The organism is Acidimicrobiales bacterium, from assembly GCA_033344915.1.
In the GTDB taxonomy this organism is placed as follows: domain Bacteria; phylum Actinomycetota; class Acidimicrobiia; order Acidimicrobiales; family Aldehydirespiratoraceae; genus JAJRXC01.
In genome coordinates this window covers 1,869,971-1,887,008 of record JAWPML010000001.1, presented here as the reverse complement: position 1 = coordinate 1,887,008, position 17,038 = coordinate 1,869,971, and the positions used below count along the sequence as shown (strand labels likewise).

At 70.0% G+C, this 17,038-nt stretch carries 20 protein-coding genes; 15 read left to right on the top strand and 5 right to left on the bottom strand.

Annotated elements, in window-relative coordinates; all coding sequences use genetic code 11:
- Positions 1–59: 59 nt before the first annotated feature.
- The 5 genes from R8F63_09185 to R8F63_09165 all read left to right on the top strand — a co-directional run bounded on the left by R8F63_09185 (position 60) and on the right by R8F63_09165 (position 5,128).
- On the top strand, positions 60–1,715 hold the full coding sequence (locus R8F63_09185) for a CTP synthase (protein MDW3218773.1): 1,656 nt from the start codon (positions 60–62) through the stop codon (positions 1,713–1,715).
- Entirely contained in the window at positions 1,712–2,278 is a 567-nt protein-coding gene (locus tag R8F63_09180; protein ID MDW3218772.1) for an NUDIX hydrolase, read from the top strand. The genes R8F63_09185 and R8F63_09180 overlap by 4 nt, the downstream gene beginning before the upstream one ends.
- Before the next feature lie 3 nt (positions 2,279–2,281).
- Positions 2,282–3,220 (top strand): site-specific tyrosine recombinase XerD, encoded by a 939-nt coding sequence (xerD, locus tag R8F63_09175; protein MDW3218771.1) that lies wholly within the window; start codon positions 2,282–2,284, stop codon positions 3,218–3,220.
- Positions 3,221–3,233: 13 nt separating this feature from the next.
- Positions 3,234–3,752: an HD domain-containing protein gene (locus R8F63_09170; GenBank protein ID MDW3218770.1), complete on the top strand. Its 519-nt coding sequence runs from the start codon at positions 3,234–3,236 to the stop codon at positions 3,750–3,752.
- A 164-nt stretch (positions 3,753–3,916) separates the two neighbouring features.
- Entirely contained in the window at positions 3,917–5,128 is a 1,212-nt protein-coding gene (locus R8F63_09165; GenBank protein MDW3218769.1) for a PQQ-binding-like beta-propeller repeat protein, read from the top strand.
- A gap of 116 nt (positions 5,129–5,244) precedes the next feature.
- On the opposite strand, the gene trpS is transcribed toward R8F63_09165, so the two are convergent.
- Positions 5,245–6,228 carry a tryptophan--tRNA ligase gene (gene trpS / locus R8F63_09160; protein ID MDW3218768.1) on the bottom strand — a complete coding sequence of 328 codons (984 nt, stop codon included), beginning with the start codon at positions 6,226–6,228 and terminating at the stop codon, positions 5,245–5,247.
- A gap of 37 nt (positions 6,229–6,265) precedes the next feature.
- Positions 6,266–7,558, bottom strand: a complete 1,293-nt coding sequence (locus tag R8F63_09155) for a deoxyribodipyrimidine photo-lyase (GenBank protein MDW3218767.1) — start codon at positions 7,556–7,558, stop codon at positions 6,266–6,268.
- A 95-nt stretch (positions 7,559–7,653) separates the two neighbouring features.
- On the opposite strand from R8F63_09155, the gene R8F63_09150 reads away from it, so the two are divergent.
- From R8F63_09150 to R8F63_09120, 7 genes are read left to right on the top strand one after another with little or no spacing between them, the layout of a single operon-like run.
- Complete coding sequence (locus tag R8F63_09150) at positions 7,654–8,433, top strand: segregation/condensation protein A (GenBank protein MDW3218766.1); 780 nt, start codon at positions 7,654–7,656, stop codon at positions 8,431–8,433.
- A 2-nt stretch (positions 8,434–8,435) separates the two neighbouring features.
- Positions 8,436–9,086, top strand: a complete 651-nt coding sequence (gene scpB / locus R8F63_09145; protein ID MDW3218765.1) for an SMC-Scp complex subunit ScpB — start codon at positions 8,436–8,438, stop codon at positions 9,084–9,086.
- On the top strand, positions 9,083–9,811 hold the full coding sequence (locus R8F63_09140) for a pseudouridine synthase (GenBank protein ID MDW3218764.1): 729 nt from the start codon (positions 9,083–9,085) through the stop codon (positions 9,809–9,811). The genes scpB and R8F63_09140 overlap by 4 nt, the downstream gene beginning before the upstream one ends.
- A gap of 11 nt (positions 9,812–9,822) precedes the next feature.
- Positions 9,823–10,902, top strand: a complete 1,080-nt coding sequence (locus tag R8F63_09135) for a prephenate dehydrogenase/arogenate dehydrogenase family protein (GenBank protein MDW3218763.1) — start codon at positions 9,823–9,825, stop codon at positions 10,900–10,902.
- Between the two features lie 6 nt (positions 10,903–10,908).
- Entirely contained in the window at positions 10,909–12,198 is a 1,290-nt protein-coding gene (gene aroA, locus R8F63_09130; protein ID MDW3218762.1) for a 3-phosphoshikimate 1-carboxyvinyltransferase, read from the top strand.
- A gap of 19 nt (positions 12,199–12,217) precedes the next feature.
- Complete coding sequence (gene cmk / locus R8F63_09125) at positions 12,218–12,850, top strand: (d)CMP kinase (GenBank protein ID MDW3218761.1); 633 nt, start codon at positions 12,218–12,220, stop codon at positions 12,848–12,850.
- Positions 12,847–13,569, top strand: coding sequence for a lysophospholipid acyltransferase family protein (locus R8F63_09120; GenBank protein ID MDW3218760.1), 723 nt, complete (start codon positions 12,847–12,849; stop codon positions 13,567–13,569). Before cmk ends, R8F63_09120 begins: the two co-directional genes overlap by 4 nt.
- Positions 13,570–13,586: 17 nt before the next feature.
- On the opposite strand, the gene R8F63_09115 is transcribed toward R8F63_09120, so the two are convergent.
- The 3 genes from R8F63_09115 to ispH are packed head-to-tail and all read right to left on the bottom strand — an operon-like array spanning position 13,587 to position 15,519.
- Positions 13,587–13,967, bottom strand: coding sequence for a cytochrome c (locus R8F63_09115; GenBank protein ID MDW3218759.1), 381 nt, complete (start codon positions 13,965–13,967; stop codon positions 13,587–13,589).
- Positions 13,964–14,485, bottom strand: coding sequence for a DUF6529 family protein (locus R8F63_09110; protein MDW3218758.1), 522 nt, complete (start codon positions 14,483–14,485; stop codon positions 13,964–13,966). The genes R8F63_09115 and R8F63_09110 overlap by 4 nt, the downstream gene beginning before the upstream one ends.
- The gene (gene ispH / locus R8F63_09105) at positions 14,482–15,519 is read right to left on the bottom strand and encodes a 4-hydroxy-3-methylbut-2-enyl diphosphate reductase (protein MDW3218757.1); all 1,038 of its coding nucleotides are present in this window, start codon (positions 15,517–15,519) and stop codon (positions 14,482–14,484) included. Before ispH ends, R8F63_09110 begins: the two co-directional genes overlap by 4 nt.
- A 39-nt stretch (positions 15,520–15,558) precedes the next feature.
- Between ispH and R8F63_09100 the strand changes: the two genes are divergently transcribed.
- From R8F63_09100 to rpmG, 3 genes are all read left to right on the top strand, one after another.
- The gene (locus R8F63_09100; protein ID MDW3218756.1) at positions 15,559–16,512 is read left to right on the top strand and encodes an alpha/beta hydrolase; all 954 of its coding nucleotides are present in this window, start codon (positions 15,559–15,561) and stop codon (positions 16,510–16,512) included.
- Between the two features lie 78 nt (positions 16,513–16,590).
- Positions 16,591–16,827 (top strand): 50S ribosomal protein L28, encoded by a 237-nt coding sequence (rpmB, locus tag R8F63_09095; GenBank protein ID MDW3218755.1) that lies wholly within the window; start codon positions 16,591–16,593, stop codon positions 16,825–16,827.
- Between the two features lie 11 nt (positions 16,828–16,838).
- Positions 16,839–17,003 (top strand): 50S ribosomal protein L33, encoded by a 165-nt coding sequence (gene rpmG, locus R8F63_09090; GenBank protein MDW3218754.1) that lies wholly within the window; start codon positions 16,839–16,841, stop codon positions 17,001–17,003.
- Positions 17,004–17,038: the final 35 nt, after the last annotated feature.

The following is a 17,038-nucleotide window of genomic DNA, read 5'->3' as shown; positions in this document are numbered from 1 at the left end:
CGAATTGTCCGTCACCCGTGCGCGCCACCGGCGTCCCGAGGAGTTATGTTGAGATCCCGATGACGAAGCACATCTTCGTGACCGGTGGAGTGGTGAGTGGGCTCGGGAAAGGGCTCAGCGGCTCGTCGCTCGGGCGCCTCCTGAAGGCCCGAGGCCTCCGAGTCACCATGCAGAAACTGGATCCGTACCTCAATGTCGATCCGGGGACGATGAACCCGTTCGAACACGGCGAGGTGTTCGTCACCGACGACGGTGGCGAGACGGACCTCGACCTGGGGCACTACGAGCGCTTCGTGGACGAGAATCTCACGCAGGACTCCAACGCCACGACCGGCTCGATCTACTCCGCGGTGATCGCGGCCGAGCGGCGGGGCGACTATCTGGGCAAGACCGTCCAGGTGATCCCGCACATCACCGACGAGATCAAACGCCGGATCAACCGGCTCGTCTCCGACGAGGTCGACGTGGTCATCACCGAGGTCGGTGGCACGGTCGGCGACATCGAGATCCTCCCGTTCCTGGAGGCCATCCGGCAGTTCCGTCTCGACGTCGGCCGCGAGAACGTCTTCTACGTCCACGTCACGCTGGTGCCGTTCATCGGCCCGTCGTCGGAGCAGAAGACCAAGCCCACGCAGCACTCGGTCACCGAGTTGCGCAGCCGCGGCATCCAGCCGGACGCCATCGTCTGCCGGTCCGACGATCCCATCAGCGCGGACCTGCGGCGCAAGATCTCCAACCTGTGCGACGTGCCGATGGAGGGCGTGGTCAACGCCGCCGATGCGTCGAGCCTCTACGACATCCCGCTCGTCCTGCACGACGAAGGTCTCGACGACTATGTCTGCCGGATCCTCGGTCTCGAGGGCCACGAGCTCGATCTTGAGCCGTGGAAGGAGATCGTCGCCAAGGTCGAAGCCGCCACCACCCCCGTGCGGGTGGGCCTCATCGGAAAATACGTGAGCCTGCCCGATGCCTACCTGTCCGTCGTCGAGTCGTTGAACCACGGCGGCCTGCACCATGGTGGCGACATCCGGATCGAGTGGATCCAGGCGGAGGACGTCGAGGGTCTTCTCGCCGCCGACCGTCTGCGTGATCTCGACGGCATCGTGATCCCCGGCGGGTTCGGTGAGCGCGGCGTCGAGGGGAAGATCGCGGCGGCAGCGTATGCCCGCGAGCACGACATCCCGTGTCTGGGCCTGTGCCTCGGCATGCAGGTGATGACGATCGAATACGCCCGCAATGCGCTCAACCTCGCCAATGCCAACTCGACCGAGTTCGACACCCGCACCCCCCATCCGGTCATCGACCTGATGGAGAGCCAGCGCGACGTCACCGACATGGGCGGCACGATGCGCCTCGGCGCCTATGTCGCCCAGCTCAAGCCGGGTTCGCAGGTGGCGAAGGCCTACGGCAAGGAGACGGTGTCGGAACGTCACCGTCATCGCTACGAGTTCAACCCGAAGTACCGCCAGCGTTTCGAGGAGAGCGACCTCGTCCTGAGCGGTGAGTCCCCCGATGGGCGGCTCGTGGAGTTCATCGAGCTGAAGAACCATCCGTTCTGGGTCGGCACCCAGGCCCATCCCGAGTTCAAGAGCCGCCCCGATCGGGCTCACCCGCTCTTCCGGGAGTTCGTCGCTGCCGCCATGCAGCGCGCCGAGGGCCGCAACCCGCAGCTGATCGACGTCGACGCCGACGTTCCCGCACGCGCCGACTCGTGACCGAGCCGGGGCCTCGCGCTGCGTCGGGGTTCCGCCGGCTCGGCGAGCGGGAGGTCCACGAAGGGTTCGCGATCCGGGTCGTCGTGGCCGAGTTCGAGACGCCCGACGGTGAGGTGATCAGCCGCGATGTCGTGCGTCACCCCGGCGCGGTGGCGGTCGTGCCCCTCGACGGCGACGAGATCGTGCTCGTACGCCAGTTCCGGGCGCCGGCCGAGGAGGACCTGCTCGAGATCCCGGCCGGGAAGCGCGACGTGCCCGGCGAGCCGCCGGCCGAGACCGCCCTGCGGGAGTTGGCTGAGGAGGTCGGCTTCACCACGTCGACGCCGCTCGTCCTGCTGAGCGAGTTCTACAACTCCGTCGGATTCTCCGACGAGTACTCCCACGTCTTCCTCGCCACCGACCTGGAGCCGGTGCCGCTCGACCGGCAGGGCCCGGAAGAGGAACACATGACCATCGAGCGCTGGCCGGTCGACGAGATCCCCGGCGGGCTGGCCGACGGCCGGATCAAGGACGCCAAGACGGTCATCGGCCTGCTCGCCGCCCTGCGTCATCTGGGGCGCTGAATCGTGGGTCCGGTCACCGAGTCGATCGACCGGCTGGAACCCGAAGCCGAGGACTTCCTGATCTGGCTCACCGTCGAGAAGGGTCGCTCGCCCAACACCCTCGACGCCTATCGCCGGGACCTGCTGCGCTATCGGGACCATCTGTCGCGGCGCGGCCGGTCGGTGGTCGCGGCGGACGAGGACGACGTGCTCGCCTTCGTGCACGTGCTGCAGGGGGAGGGGCTGGCGGCATCGTCGGTCACCCGCACCCTCGTCGCCGTGCGGGGGTTGCACCGGTTCCTGGTCGCCGAGGAGATCCGTCCGGATGATCCGGCGGCGGAGGTGGAGATGCCCCGGGTGCCGCGCGGTCTGCCGAAGGCGCTCACGCTGGACGAGGTGACGGCGCTGATCGAGGTCGTCACCGGCGACGACCCGGTGGCGCGCCGGGACCGGGCGATCCTCGAGACGCTGTACGGCACCGGGGTTCGCATCTCCGAGCTGGTCGGGCTGTCGCTCGGCGACGTCGACCTCCACGACGGGCTCATGCGGGTCATGGGCAAGGGCAGCAAGGAGCGCATCGTGCCGATCGGGCGTCACGCCGCCGTCGCACTCGCCGAGTGGACGGCCACCGCCGGGCGCGGCGCGATGGAGCCCGACCGATGGACCCGGCGTGACGACGCCGACGCCGTCTTCCTCAACCAGCGGGGCGGTCGCCTGAGCCGCCAGGGCGCCTGGGGTGTGGTGCGCCGCCACGGTGACGAGGTGGGGCTCGGCGACCGCCTGACGCCCCATGTGCTGCGTCATTCGTGTGCGACTCACATGCTCGATCACGGCGCCGACATCCGGACGGTGCAGGAACTTCTCGGCCACGCGTCGATCTCGACGACGCAGATCTACACGAAGGTCTCGACCGAGCGTTTGCTCGCCGTCTACCGCAACGCCCACCCGCGGGCACTGTCGTGAAAGGCAGAGCGTGATGGGTGGCGCCTGGCACCTGACGAAGCGGTTCTTCGGCGCCCTCCGGCCGGGCGGGCCGCCCGAGGCCGACCGGGCATGGGTCGAGTCGGTGCTGTCCGAGGCCGAGTACGGGCTGTGGCGCCGCCAGTACGGTCCGGACCGCCGCCACACCGCCAAGGTCGCCCGCGAGGTCGAACGCCGCCTCGGTAACGAGGCGACGCCCCCCGTGCTCGCTGCGGCGCTGCTGCACGACATCGGCAAGATCGACGCCGACCTCGGCACCTGGGGCCGCGTCGTCGCCACCCTGTCCGCCAAGGTCGCCGGCCGTGACACGGCCCGGCTCTGGATCAAGTCCAGCGGCTTCACCCGCCGCGTCGGCCTCTACCTGCACCACCCCGAGATCGGCGCCGACATGCTCGAGATGGCCGAATCCGACCCCCTCACCGTCGCCTGGGCCGCCGAACACCACAAACTCGAAGACGAATGGACCATCCCCCTCGACATCGCCCACGTCCTCTCCGCCGTCGACGACGACTGACCCCACTCCCAACGAGGAATCTCCCCCCAAGAACAATCTCTGGTCACGAAAGTGTCGAGAATCCCCCGGGTTCTGGCCCCTTCCAAGCAATCTCTGGTCAGGAAAGGGTCGTCCGGGTCCGCTTGCGAGGCCGACCAGGACGGAGGGTGTGTCAGGCTGGTCCGATGCGGCGCCTCGCGGTACTGGTCGGCCTCGGACTCCTCGGATCAGCCTGTTCCGGGGGCTCGTGGGAGGGCTCGCTCGACGATGCGTTGAAGCGTCAACCCGCGGTCCTCGTGGAGGACCCGGAGTCCGTCGCGATCGGCGACGGACTGCCGGATGCGTGCGGCGGCCCGTTCATCAGCTGGCTGGTCGCCATCGATGCCGGATCCGGTGAACGGCTCTGGCAGGAGCAAATTCCGTTCGCGAGCGACCCGCCGCTGAGCATCGGAGACCGGGTCCTCACCGTCGGATCGCAATTGGACACGCACCCGCCCAGCGTCGTCGCTTTCGACGTGCGAACGGGGCAGCCGATCTGGCAACGCTTCTTCGCGCATCGCTATCTCTACGATGCTCGGCCGGCGGCAAACGGACTGTCGGTCTCGGGCGGGGACGACGTGTACGAGATCGCCCTCGACGGGTCGATCATCGAGACGCGGCCGAGGGTGCCCGGTGACGGCGACACAGCTGAGGCGTTGGAGTGGCGTGCGGAGCTCGCCGGCGATCAGCTCACGGTGACGGGGCCCGATGGCCTGCGGTTCACGACCGAGGAACTGGGTGTGCCCCAGGACTTCGACGTGATCGAGAGGGTGGAGGAGGCAGACGGACGGGTGCTCGTCGAGATCGGGTCGGAGGTAGGTCCGAACGCTCACGCCGTGGTGGTCAACCTCGAGGGCGCCTTGGTCGTCGACGCGCTCTCGGTGCGCAACGCGAGGCTGGCCGGAGACCTCCTCCTCTACGACGTCCGCAACAGCGAGGCGGCCTCGAGTGGCGTCCCGACGCGGGAGCTGTACGCCGTCTCGCTCGACAGCGGCGACCTCGTCTGGCAGACGCAGGCGTTCGCCGAGCACGTCCGAGGACTCCCGGGGTTCGTCGGCGCGATGAACGGGCTGCCGGTGTTCGCCGTGCGAACCGACGAGAGCCTGATCGACATCGTGGTGCCGGAGTCGGCAGAGGAAGTCCCCGTGCCTGTCCGCCCCGCCCTGACGTGGTTCCCGGACTGGCTCGTCGCCGTGGACGACGATGTCGTCGCGGTCGGCACCGACCTCGGCGTGGCGATGTATCGAGCCGACGACGGCGACGTGTGGGTCCCCACGGAGCTCCCGGTCCGCTCGGTCGTGCGTTCGGACGACACGATCCTCGCGATCACCGGCTCCGAACTCGTCGGCTGCGGCTGATCCGGCCGGCGAGAACGACCCTTTCCTGACCAGAGATCGCCGCGAGGGGCCGAGGAAGGGCCCCGGGGCGACCCTTTCGTGACCAGAGATTCCTCTGCCGCGGGCTCGTGCCCGGGTCAGTCGGCGAGGAAGCCGATGGCGGACTTGGCCCGGGCGACGGTGGTGGACGCGGTCTCGCGGGCCTTGTCGGCGCCGATCTTGAGGAGGCGGGCGGTCTCGCCGGGGTCGGCCTCGAGCTCGCGGAAGCGAGCCTGGAACGGCTCGAGTAGGGCGACGACGGCGTCGGCGGTGTCGACCTTGAGCTGGCCGTACTGCTCGTAGTCGTCGGCGAGCGCGGCGGGGTCGCGGTCGGTCGCCGCGCCGAGGATCGACAGCAGGTTCGACACGCCGGGCTTCTCGGCGACGTCGAACCGCACCTCGCCGTCGTTGTCGGTCACCGCACTCTTGATCTTCTTGGCGATCTGCTTGGGCTCGTCGAGCAGGCTCACCGTGCCCTTCGGCGAGTCGAGCGACTTCGACATCTTGTTGTCGGGCCGCTGGAGATCCATCACCCGCGCCCCGGCCCGTGGCAGCACGGCCTTGGGCAGCACGAAGGTGTCGCCGTAGCGGGAGTTGAACCGCTCGGCAATGTCACGGGTGATCTCGATGTGTTGGCGCTGGTCCTCGCCGACCGGCACCTCGTCGGTGTCGTAGAGCAGGATGTCGGCCGCCTGGAGCGCCGGATAGGTGAAGAGCCCGGCCGAGACGAAGTCCTTGTGCTGGTCGGACTTGTCCTTGAACTGGGTCATGCGGCTGAGCTCGCCGAACGACACGCTGCACTCCATCAACCAGGCGCACTCGGTGTGTTCGCGCACGTGGGACTGCACGAACAGGGTGCACACCTCGGGATCGAGCCCGGCCGCCATGAGGAGCTGCGAGAGACGCAGCGTGGATTCGCCGACCTCGCCCGGCGTCTTCGGCACGGTGACCGCGTGGAGGTCGACGACGCAGAAGATCGCGTCGGTCTCGTGCTGCAAGCGCGCCCAGTTGCGGATCGCGCCCAGATAGTTGCCGAGATGGAGCTCGCCGGTGGGCTGGATGCCGGAGAAGACGCGGGTCATGGCTTGCGATGCTACGGCGATCGCACCCCGATGGCCGTCATTTCTCGCGGGCGGCCGCGAGCGCACGCTTGTAGACGGCGAGCGTCTCCTCCCGGGCGGCCGCGTGATCCACGATCGGTGCGGGATAGTCGGCGCCGAGCGTGAGGCCGGCGCTCGCGAGATCGAGCGGCGGGATCTCCCAGGGCGCATGGATCTGCTTCCGGTCGAGCTCGCGCAGTTCCGGGACCCAGCGACGGATGTAGGCACCGTCGGGATCGAACTTGCGGCTCTGCGCGACCGGGTTGAAGACCCGGAAGTAGGGCGCCGCGTCGGGCCCGCTGCCGGCGATCCACTGCCAGTTGCCGGCGTTCTGAGGGATGTCACCGTCGGCCAGCCAGTGCCGGAACCAGCGTTCGCCCCGCCGCCAGTCGACAAGCAGGTCCTTGACCAGGAACGACGCGGTGATCATGCGGACGCGATTGTGCATCCACCCGCTCTCGCGGAGCTGGCGCATCCCCGCATCCACGATCGGGTAGCCGGTGCGTCCTTCGCACCAGGCGGCGAACGCCGCGTCGGCGTCGGGCCCGGTCTCCCACGGGATGGCGTCGTACTCGGGGCGCAGGGCCACCCGGTCGATGTCGGGCGTCTCGGCGGTGAGATGGGCGTACCAGTCGCGCCAGGCGAGTTGCCGGATGATCGCCTCCCCGCCGTCGACACCTTCGAGGGCGCGCACGACTGCTCGGGGCGAGACCGTGCCGAAGCGCAGGGCGACGGACAGCTCGGTGGTGCCGGGCTCGCCGGGCACGTCTCGGCGCCCCTCGTATCCCGGTGCGCGCGCAACGGCCTTCGCCACGGCCGTGGTGGGCTCGTCCGTCTCGCCGTCGCCGACCGGACTCCTCAGCCAGGTGACGTAGAACGCGGTGAAGACCTTCGAGAGCGTGCCCGCCTTCGTGAGCACGGTGCCCGGCGGCTGGACGAGTGTGCCCCAGTGGTGCTCGAGCGGCACCTCGATCGCCGCGGCGACGGCCGCGTCGCGCCGCGTCGACCACCGGGTGACGTCGGCGTTGGCGTGCACGACCGTCGCGCCCGAAGCGGACACGACCGCCGGCACGATGACGGCCGGATCACCGGTCTCCACACGGAGCTCGTGACCGGCCGCGGCGAGCTGCTCCCGCAGACTCTCGACCGCATCGAGGAAGGCGTCCCGCCGGAACCGCCCCGCCGCGTCCAGCAGCGCCGGCTCGAGCACGACGAGCGGCACGCACTCGTCGGCGTCGAGCGCGGCCGTCCACGCCGGATTGTCCGTCGTGCGCATGTCGCGCCGGAACCAGCAGATCGCGGATGTCGTCATGTGGAACCTACGGATCGAACCCCGCCTCCGGATGCACGGCCCGAACCCGGCGGAGGAGCATGGAACGCGGCGCTGCGCCGTCTAGGGTCAGCGGAATGCCGTACGAGGTGCACACCCCGGTCTTCGACGGGCCGTTCGACCTGCTCCTGCACCTGATCCTGCGCGAGCAGGTGGACCTCTACGAGATCAACCTGAGCGAGATCGTCGACGCCTATCTGGTCGAGCTCGACCGCATGGATCGCCTCGATCTCGAGGTCGCCACCGAGTTCCTGCTGATCGCGGCGACCCTCGTCGAGCTCAAGGCCCGCCGGCTCCTGCCGGACGACAACGAGATCGATCTGGACGACGAGCTCGGCCTGTGGGAGGAGCGCGATCTGCTGCTCGCCCGTCTGGTCGAGTGCAAGACCTTCAAGGACGCCGCCCTCGTGCTCCGCAAGCTGTCGGCCCACGCCGCCCGCAGCTACCCCCGCCGGGTCGGGCCCGTCGAGGACCGGTTCATCGGCCTGGCCCCCGATCTCCTCGAACGCACCACGCCCGAGGATCTCCGCAACGCCTACCTCAGCGCCACGGCCCCGAAGCCGGTGGTCCGGGTCGACATCTCCCACATCACCCCGATCAAGGTCACGGTGGGCGAAGCCGTCGAGGAACTCGTGGACGAGCTGCCCCGCGTCGGGCGCCTGACGTTCCGCGAGCTCACCGCCGAGCTGGTTGACCGGATCGAGGTGGTGGTGCGCTTCCTCGCCGTGCTCGAACTCTTCAAACAGGGCGTGGTCGAGCTCGATCAGCCCGGGAACTTCGGCGACATCGCCATCGTGTGGATCGGCGACGAGTCCGTGCGGGCCGAAGCCATCACGATCGACACCTACGAGGGCTGACCGTGACCGCAGATCACATTCCGCCGGCCGTCGAGGCCATCCTCCTCGTCGCCGAGGATCCGATGCCGCCGGAGCTGCTCGCCCAGCTCGTGGGGGCGTCGCCCGACGAGGTCGTCGAGGTCTGCGACACCCTGGCCCGTGAGTACGAGGTGGACGGACGGGGCTTCGTCCTCGCCAAGGTCGCCGGTGGCTACCGCTACCAGACGGCCACCGAGCAGGCGCCCTATGTCGAGCGCTATGTGCTCGACGGCCAGTCGTCGCGGCTCTCGGCTGCCGCGCTCGAGACCCTCGCCGTCGTCGCCTACAAGCAGCCGGTGAGCCGCAACCAGATCGCGTCGATCCGCGGCGTGAACGTCGACGGCGTGATGCGCACCCTCCAACAGCGCGGCTACGTGGACGAGGTCGCCCGCGACCCCGGTCCGGGCCAGGCGGTGCTCTACGGCACGACGCCGACGTTCCTGGAACGCATGGGGCTCGACTCGGTGAGCGAGCTGCCGCCGCTCGGTGAGTTCTTCCCCGGCAGCGACGTGGTGGAGGCGCTGGAGCGGGGCCTGCGGGTGGTCCCCGACGAGGAGGTCATCGCCGAGGCGGGCAGCGACCAGCCCGAGGACACCGAGGACAGCGCGGACAGTGCCGAGGTCGACGGGTCGTGAACCATGAGGGCGAGCGGCTCCAGAAGGTGCTCGCCCGCCTCGGATTCGGCAGTCGACGGGCGTGCGAAGAACTCATCGCCGACGAGCGGGTGACCGTCAACGGCGAGACCGCGATCCTCGGCCGCCGGGTGGACGTCGAGAACGACGAGGTCGAGGTCGACGGCGCGATCGTCGGCATCCGGCCGGATCTCGTCTACTACCTGCTCAACAAGGCGACGGGCGTCATCACGACGGCCGACGACCCGCAGGGCCGCCCGACCGTCGTGGAGATCGTGCCGGCTGAGCCCCGCGTGTTCCCGGTCGGCCGCCTGGACGCGGACACCGAGGGCCTGCTGATCCTCACCAACGACGGCACCCTCACCCACCGGCTGACCCACCCGTCGTTCGGCGTCGAGAAGGAGTACTTCGCCCAGGTGAAGGGAACCCCGAGCCGCGCCGCCCTGCGAGAACTCCGTGAGGGCATCGAGCTCGAGGACGGCCGCACCGCCCCGGCCCGCGTCACCGCGGTCGAGGATTCGCTGCTGCGGATCACGATCCACGAGGGCCGCAATCGTCAGGTCCGCCGGATGTGTGAGGCCGTCGGTCACCCCGTCGTGCGGCTGGTGCGCACCCGGATCGGGCCGCTGGTCGACCGGCGGCTGCGGCCGGGGGAGTGGCGGGTCCTCACCCGTGACGAGGTGCGCAGCCTCGAAATCGCCGTCGGTGGCGCCGACGGCGAGCGCTAACCTCGCCTCTCGTGACTCCGCCCGCCGACCCCGAGACGCGTACGGCGCTCGTCGTCGGCGTCGGCCTGATCGGCGGATCGGTCGGTATGGCGCTGCGCGGCGCCGGCTGGCACGTCGTCGGCGTCGATCCGGACACGGACAGACTGGCCGCGGCCCTCGAGTCGGGTGCGATCGACGAGGCCGGCCCCCTGGGCGAGTGCGACCTGGCCTTCATCGCCACGCCGGTGAACGTCACCGCGTCGATGGCGATCGCCGCGCTCGACGCGGGCGCCGCGGTGGTGACGGACGTCGGCAGCGTCAAGGCGCCGATCACGGCCGCGGTCGACGACTCGCGCTTCGTGCCCGGCCATCCCATGGCGGGCAGCGAGCAGGACGGGCTCGCCGGCGCATTCGCCGACATGTTCAGCGGTGCGATGTGGGTGCTGTGTCCGACCGAGACGACCGACGACGCGGCGTTTGCCGAGGTCAGAGGGGTTGTCTCCTCGCTCGGGGCCCAGGTGATCGTGATGCCGCCGGACCGCCACGACACCCTCGTCGCCGTCGTGAGTCATGTCCCGCACCTCACCGCGGCGACGCTGATGCGTCTGGCCGACGGCCGGGCGGAGGAGCACCGGTCGCTCCTGCGGTTGGCGGCGGGTGGCTTCCGTGACATGACCCGGATCGCCGCCGGCCATCCGGCGATCTGGCCCGACATCTGCACCCAGAACCAGGCCGCGATCACCGATGTGCTCGACGAGCTGATCCGGGAGCTCAGCGGCCTGCGTGACGTCGTGGCCGACGGTCAGGGCGAGCGCCTGCTCGATCATCTCGAGTCGGCCCGTCATGCCCGTCGCAACCTGCCGACGACGGCGCTGGTGGCCGAGAAGATGTCCGAGATGCGGATCCCGGTGCTCGATCGCCAGGGGGAGATCGCCGCCATCGCCACCCTCGCGGCGGATCTGGACGTCAACATCTACGACCTCGAGATCGCCCACTCGGCCGAGGGCCCTCGCGGTGTCGTGGTGGTGCTCGTGGAGTCCGCGCTCGCCGAGCGCTTCCAGGGCGGCCTGATGGTGCAGGGCTACCGACCCTCGATCCGGCCGCTGGACTGACCCGGCATGGCGACCGCCGACCCCCGGGCCCTGCCCGATCCCTACGAGATCGAACCGCTCGCCGCGCCGCCGGATGCGACGATCACCCTGCCCGGCTCGAAGAGCATCACGAACCGGGCGCTCGTCGCGGCTGCACTCGCCGCGGGCGACACGACGCTGCACGGTGTCCTCTTCGCGGACGACACGGAGGCGATGCTCGCCGCCCTCGGCGACCTGGGGATCGGCCTCCGCATCGACCGCGACGCGGCGACTGTCACCGTCGTCGGGTGCGGCGGCGAGCTGCCGGGGGTCGAGACGACGATCGACGCCCGCCAGTCCGGCACCACCGCCCGCTTCCTCACCCCCGCCGTGGCGCTCGGCGCCGCCCCGGTCGTGGTCGACGCCGACCCGCAGATGCGGGACCGCCCGATGGACGACCAGATCGACGCCCTGCGGGCGATGGGGGTGACGGTCGAGGAACTCGGCGACCCGGGCCGGCTGCCGCTGCGGCTGACCGGGCCGATGCGCGCTGCGGGGATCGGCCTCGCGGCCGACGTGTCCAGCCAGTTCCTGTCCGGCCTGCTGCTCAGCGGTGCGATCCACGGGCTCGACGCCCGGCTGACGACGTCCGCGGTCAGCCGTCCGTATCTCGACATGACGGCCGCGGTCATGCGCTCGTTCGGCGCGGAAGTCAGCGACGACGACGGCACGGCGTGGACCGTGCGAGGCGGCTACACCTCGCCGGGTGACTACGAGATCGAGCCCGACGCGTCGGCCGCCTCCTACTTCCTCGCCGCAGCCGCCATCACCGGGGGACGGGTCCGTATCGAGGGCCTCGGCCGCTCGTCGTTGCAGGGCGACGTCGCCTTCGCCGACGTGCTCGCCGACATGGGCGCGACCGTGGACGTCGGCCCCGACCACATCGAAGTCGTCGGCGGGCCTCTCCGGGGCGTCACCGTCGACCTGCGCCACATCTCCGACACGGCCCCGACGCTCGCCGTCGTCGCCGCGTTCGCCGAGGGGCCCACCACGATCACCGACATCGGCTTCGTGAAGGGCAAGGAGTCCGACCGGATCGGCGCCCCGGTGCGGGAGCTGCGGCGCTGCGGTGTGGACGCCGAGGAGATCGACGGCGGCCTGGTCGTCCGCCCGGCGGGCCGGCCGACGGCCGCGACCTTCGACACCTACGACGATCACCGCATGGCCATGGCGTTTTCCCTGGTCGGATTGGTCGTGCCGGGGGTGGCGGTGCGGGACCCGGGTTGTGTCGCGAAGACGTTCCCGGGTTACTTCGCCGCATTGGAACAACTCCGGTGACGGGGCAAGATGGGCGATCATGCGTGTGATCGCCATCGATGGTCCGGCCGGCTCGGGCAAGTCCACCGTTGCGAAAGCGGTCGCCGACCGGCTCGGTCTCGAGTATCTCGACACCGGCGCCATGTACCGCTCGGTGGCATACGCCGTGCTGCGGGCGGGTGGTGACCCGGCCGACGCCGAGTTCACCGCCAACGTCGCCCGCTCCATCGAGCTCACGGTCGGGCTCGACACCGTCATCGTGAACGGGGCGGACGCCACCCTCGAGATCCGCGGGCCCGAGGTGAACCGGTGCGTGAGCCTCGTCGCCGCGAACCCGGCCGTGCGGGTCGAGATGGTGTCCCGCCAGCGTGAGTGGGCCGAGCGCCGCGGCGGTGGCGTGCTCGAAGGGCGCGACATCGGCACCGTCGTCTTCCCGAACGCCGAGCTCAAGGTGTATCTCACCGCCGATCCGGACGAACGGGCCCGGCGCCGGGCAAAGGAGGTCACCGACCTCGACTACGAGACGGTGGCCGCCGACCTCGCCCGTCGCGACACGCTCGACTCGACCCGCGACGTCGACCCGCTCGCCGAGGCGGACGACGCCGTGCTCGTCGACACCACCGGACTCTCGATCGATGAGGTGGTCGAGGTGATCGAAGGACTGCTGGCGTGAGCAGGGATGTCGCCTACGGAAGCCAGGAGGGCGACACGCCGGCTCGCAGTGCCCACGGCCTCTTCGGTCGGATCATGTACCGCCCCTTCTGGTTCGTGGTCTACAGCCTGTGCAAGCTGCTGTTCCGGATGCGGGTCGACGGTCGGAAGAACCTGCCGGACGGGCCGTTCATCCTCTCCGCGGTACATCGGTCGTTCATCGACACGCCGATCGTCGGCGTCATCACCGGCAAGCGGCTGCGGTTCATGGGCAAGGAGAGCCTCTGGAAGTCGAAGCCGCTCGGCGCCTTCCTGACCTTCTTCGGCGGTTTCCCGGTGGAGCGGGGCGGGGCCGATCGCACCGCCCTGCGGGCCGCCCAGGATGTCCTCGCGTTGGGCGAGCCGCTCGTGATGTTCCCCGAGGGCACCCGCCAGGAGGGTGCTCGTCTCGATCGGGCTCAGGTGCTCGACGGGCCCGCGTTCGTGGCGTCGCGATCCGGGGTGCCAATCGTGCCGGTGGGCATCGGCGGCAGCGCGAAGGCCCTGCCCCTCGGGGCCAAGATCCCGCGACCCCACAAGGTGGTCGTCGTCATCGGGGAACCGATCCACCCGGCGCCGAAGGTGGACGGCAAGGTGCCGCGCCGAGCGGTCCGCGAGCTCACCGATCAGCTCTACGAGGAGCTGAGCGACCTCTATGTCGAGGCCCGTGTGCTGGCGGGCGACGAGCCGGCGCCGAGCTGAACCGGCCCCGAGGCGCCTCAGCCGAGGACGTTGCGGGTGTAGTGGACGATGCGGTCGAGTTCCTCGCCGCTGAGCACGTCGGCGAAGGCGGGCATGCCGGTGCTGCCGGCGCGGATGTACGCCGCCTGATCGGCCGGATCGGGGTAGAGCTCCTCCATCGTGCCGGCGAGGCGGGGACCCTGACCGCCGCTCCCGTCGATCCCGTGGCACGACGCACAGTGCTGCGCGTAGAGCGCCTCGGCCGACACGACCTGGGGCTGCGGTCCGGGCGGCGCGTTGTCGAGGGTGAAGAGCATCACGACCGCGGTGGCTGCGCCCACGCCCACGATCCACTGCACGGCATCGGTGATCCGGTGCAGCATCGTCCGAGGCAGGGCAGTCTCGCCTTCCGTGCTCATGGGCCGCCCCCGCCGCCGTACCAGTGGAGCGCGCTCGTCCACCACACCACGAGCAGGGCGACGCCCAGCAGCGAGCCGGTGACGGGGAGCGCCCAGGCGGGCCGGTCGAGCCGGGACCGGGCGCTGATCACCTTCGCGACATAGAGCCCGTAGGCGACGAGCCCGGCGAGGGAATGGGTGGCGACCCGCCAGTCGTCATCGTGGTAGCCGAGCGCCCACAGGCAGTGGAACGCGACCGGGATGGTGAGGGCGAAGGCCACGGTGCCGACGAGTCGGTGGACGTCCGGACCCCACGCCGGGGCGGGCCCGGTGATCCAGCGGCCGAGGCCGACCTGGAGCACGAACAGGACGAGCGCCGTCGTGGTGAAGGCGGCCTTCCACGACATGAGGCCGTCGAAGCCCGGCATCACCCACGAGCGGGTGGAGGGGTCGTGGGCGCCGGCGTAGATGCCGAGCGCGAGGGCGGTGGCCGCGCCGGCGGCGAACGGGACGCCCAATCGGTAGCGGAGGTCGTTCACCCGTGGCGGTGGAGCGACTCGAGCACGTCGCTGGCATCGATGTTGCGATCGTCGAGGCCGACGGACGCGTCCGGCATGGGCAGCATCACCGACGCCACCGCGTCGACGGCGCTGAGGAGCTCGCGGAGGTTGCGGGGCGGCGGGAAGTACTCGTCCTCGTCGGTGACCTGCACCTCCTCGACGCCGTTGGCGGGGGAGAGGCGGTCGATCACCGAGCGGACGAGGTCCTCCGGGGCCGACGCGCCGGCCGTGACGCCGACGGTGCCGGTGATGTCGTCGGGCAGTTCGTCCGGGCCGTTGATGCGGAACACGCGGGGACAACCGGCTTCGGCGGCGAGCGCGGCGAGGGCGTTCGTGTTCGACGAGTTCGCCGAGCCGATCACGACCATGGCGTCGCACTGGGGCGCGATCGCCATGAGGGCGGACTGCCGGTTCGTGGTGGCGAAGCAGAGATCGGAGCGTTCGGGCTGCCAGAGCTGGGGGAACTTCTCCTTGGTGGCCTCGACCACGCCGGCCCACTCGCGGTGCGACAGGGTGGTCTGGGCCAGCACGGCGACGGGTGTCTCGAAGGCCGGGAGCGCGGCGACCTCCTCGGGCGTCTCGACCCGGTGGATGGCGTCGGGCGCCACGGCCATCGTGCCGATCGCCTCCTCGTGTCCCTCGTGGCCGACGTAGACGATCTGGAACCCCTTGCCGGCCCGGGTCTTCACCTCGTGATGGACCTTCGTGACCAGGGGACACACGGCGTCGACCACATAGCCGCCCCGGTCGCGGGCCGCGGCGACGACCTCGGGCGCGGAGCCGTGGGCGGACAGCATGATCGGCCGGCCCGGCGGCACCTCGCCGATGTCGTCGACGAAGACGACGCCGCTCTCTTCGAAGCGCTGCACCACCATCTGGTTGTGCACGATCTCGTGGTAGCAGTAGACCGGCGGCTCGAAGGCCCGCACCATCCAGGCGAGCGCCTTGATGGCCATCTCGACGCCGGCGCAGAAGCCGCGGGGCGAGGCGAGCAGAACGCGGTCGACGGTCACGGTTCCGAGGCTAGTGACTCCCGGCGCTACCGTCGCGTCGTGCCTGCGCCGATTCCCGATCCGTTGTACGACCCCGCCCTCGACGAGCACGTGCCGGAGATGGAGCGCATCGCGGCCCTCGTCGCCGAGATGCAGGGTGAGTCGCCCGAGGTGTGGACGGAGAAGGCGATCACCGGGGCTCGGGCGAACTTCGAGGCCTACTCGACCCATCCTCCCGAGGTCACCGACCGGTTCGTCGACCGCCAGATCGACGGCCCCCACGGCCCGATCCGGCTGCGGACCCACGTGCCCGACGGTGACGTGCGCGGTGTGGTGCTCGACTGGCACGGCGGCGGCTTCTTCCTCGGCCGCCCCGAGATGGACGACGTGCTCAACCTGCGCCTCGCCGCGGCCACCCGCACCGTGGTGGTGTCCGCCTCGTACCGGCTCGGGCCCGAGGCGCCCTACCCGGCCGGGCCCGACGACGCCGAGGCCACCGCGCTCTGGGTCCTGGAGAACGCGTCGGCGGAGTGGGGCGTGCCCCTGCGGGCCGTGATGGGATCCTCCGCGGGCGCCAACATCGCGGCCGGCGCCCTCGTCCGCCTGCGCGACAAGCACGATGCGCTCGGCGCCATCGAGGCCGCCAACATGGTCTACGGCGTGTTCGACATGCGGGGCACGCCGTCGCAGTACGAGCGGGGCATTCCCTCGTTCCGGGACCTCTACCTGCCCGACGTCGAGCGGCGGGACCGGGACCACGTCGACATGTCGCCGATCTTCGCCGACCTGCGCGACATGCCGCCGGCCCTGTTCACGGTCGGCACGGCCGACTATCTGTTCGACGATTCACTCTTCATGGCCGCCCGTTGGCACGCCGCCGGGGGAGAAGCCCAGGTCGCGGCGTATCCGGCGTGTCCGCACGGCTTCAACGCCTACCCGGCGGAGCTGTCCCGGATCGCCAACGACACCATGGATCAGTGGCTCTGCGGGGTCCTGGACCGGGTGGAGTCCTGAGCCCTGCGCGGTAACCTCTCTGGGTCCTACTTCGCTGACCCCATCCGGCGGTCGCAGGTTCCGCCAGGAGAATTTCCGATGTCGAAGATTTGCCAGGTCACCGGCAAGACGCCTCACTTTGGCAAGCAGCTCTCGCACTCGCACCGTCGTTCCAGCCGTCGCTGGGATCCGAACGTGCAGGTGAAGCGCTACTACCTCGCCAGTGAGAAGCGTTGGATCAAGCTCAACGTCAGTACCAAGGGCATCAAGACGATCGACAAGCGCGGCATCGAGTCCGTCGTCGCCGAGATGCGCCGCAACGGCCAGAAGGTCTGAGGAGTCCGATCATGGCTGGTTCCGACAAGCGCCCGATCATCAAGCTCCGCTCCACCGCGGGCACCGGTTACACCTACGTGACCACCAAGAACAAGACGAACACGCGTGAGCGCATCGAGATCAAGAAGTACGATCCCGTCGTTCGCAAGCACGTCACGTTCAAAGAAGAGCGCTAGCTCCGAGCGGGCAGCTCCGCCGCCCGCTCTCCTCA

Excerpts from the sequence above, each read along its gene's own strand:
- R8F63_09155 (MDW3218767.1), bottom strand. The coding sequence starts at position 7,558 with ATGACGACATCCGCGATCTGCTGGTTCCGGCGCGACATGCGCACGACG.
- trpS (MDW3218768.1), bottom strand. The coding sequence starts at position 6,228 with ATGACCCGCGTCTTCTCCGGCATCCAGCCCACCGGCGAGCTCCATCTC.
- rpmG (MDW3218754.1), top strand. The coding sequence starts at position 16,839 with ATGGCTGGTTCCGACAAGCGCCCGATCATCAAGCTCCGCTCCACCGCG.
- R8F63_09115 (MDW3218759.1), bottom strand. The coding sequence starts at position 13,967 with ATGAGCACGGAAGGCGAGACTGCCCTGCCTCGGACGATGCTGCACCGG.
- R8F63_09185 (MDW3218773.1), top strand. The coding sequence starts at position 60 with ATGACGAAGCACATCTTCGTGACCGGTGGAGTGGTGAGTGGGCTCGGG.
- cmk (MDW3218761.1), top strand. The coding sequence starts at position 12,218 with ATGCGTGTGATCGCCATCGATGGTCCGGCCGGCTCGGGCAAGTCCACC.
- rpmB (MDW3218755.1), top strand. The coding sequence starts at position 16,591 with ATGTCGAAGATTTGCCAGGTCACCGGCAAGACGCCTCACTTTGGCAAG.
- R8F63_09170 (MDW3218770.1), top strand. The coding sequence starts at position 3,234 with ATGGGTGGCGCCTGGCACCTGACGAAGCGGTTCTTCGGCGCCCTCCGG.
- aroA (MDW3218762.1), top strand. The coding sequence starts at position 10,909 with ATGGCGACCGCCGACCCCCGGGCCCTGCCCGATCCCTACGAGATCGAA.
- R8F63_09165 (MDW3218769.1), top strand. The coding sequence starts at position 3,917 with ATGCGGCGCCTCGCGGTACTGGTCGGCCTCGGACTCCTCGGATCAGCC.
- R8F63_09150 (MDW3218766.1), top strand. The coding sequence starts at position 7,654 with ATGCCGTACGAGGTGCACACCCCGGTCTTCGACGGGCCGTTCGACCTG.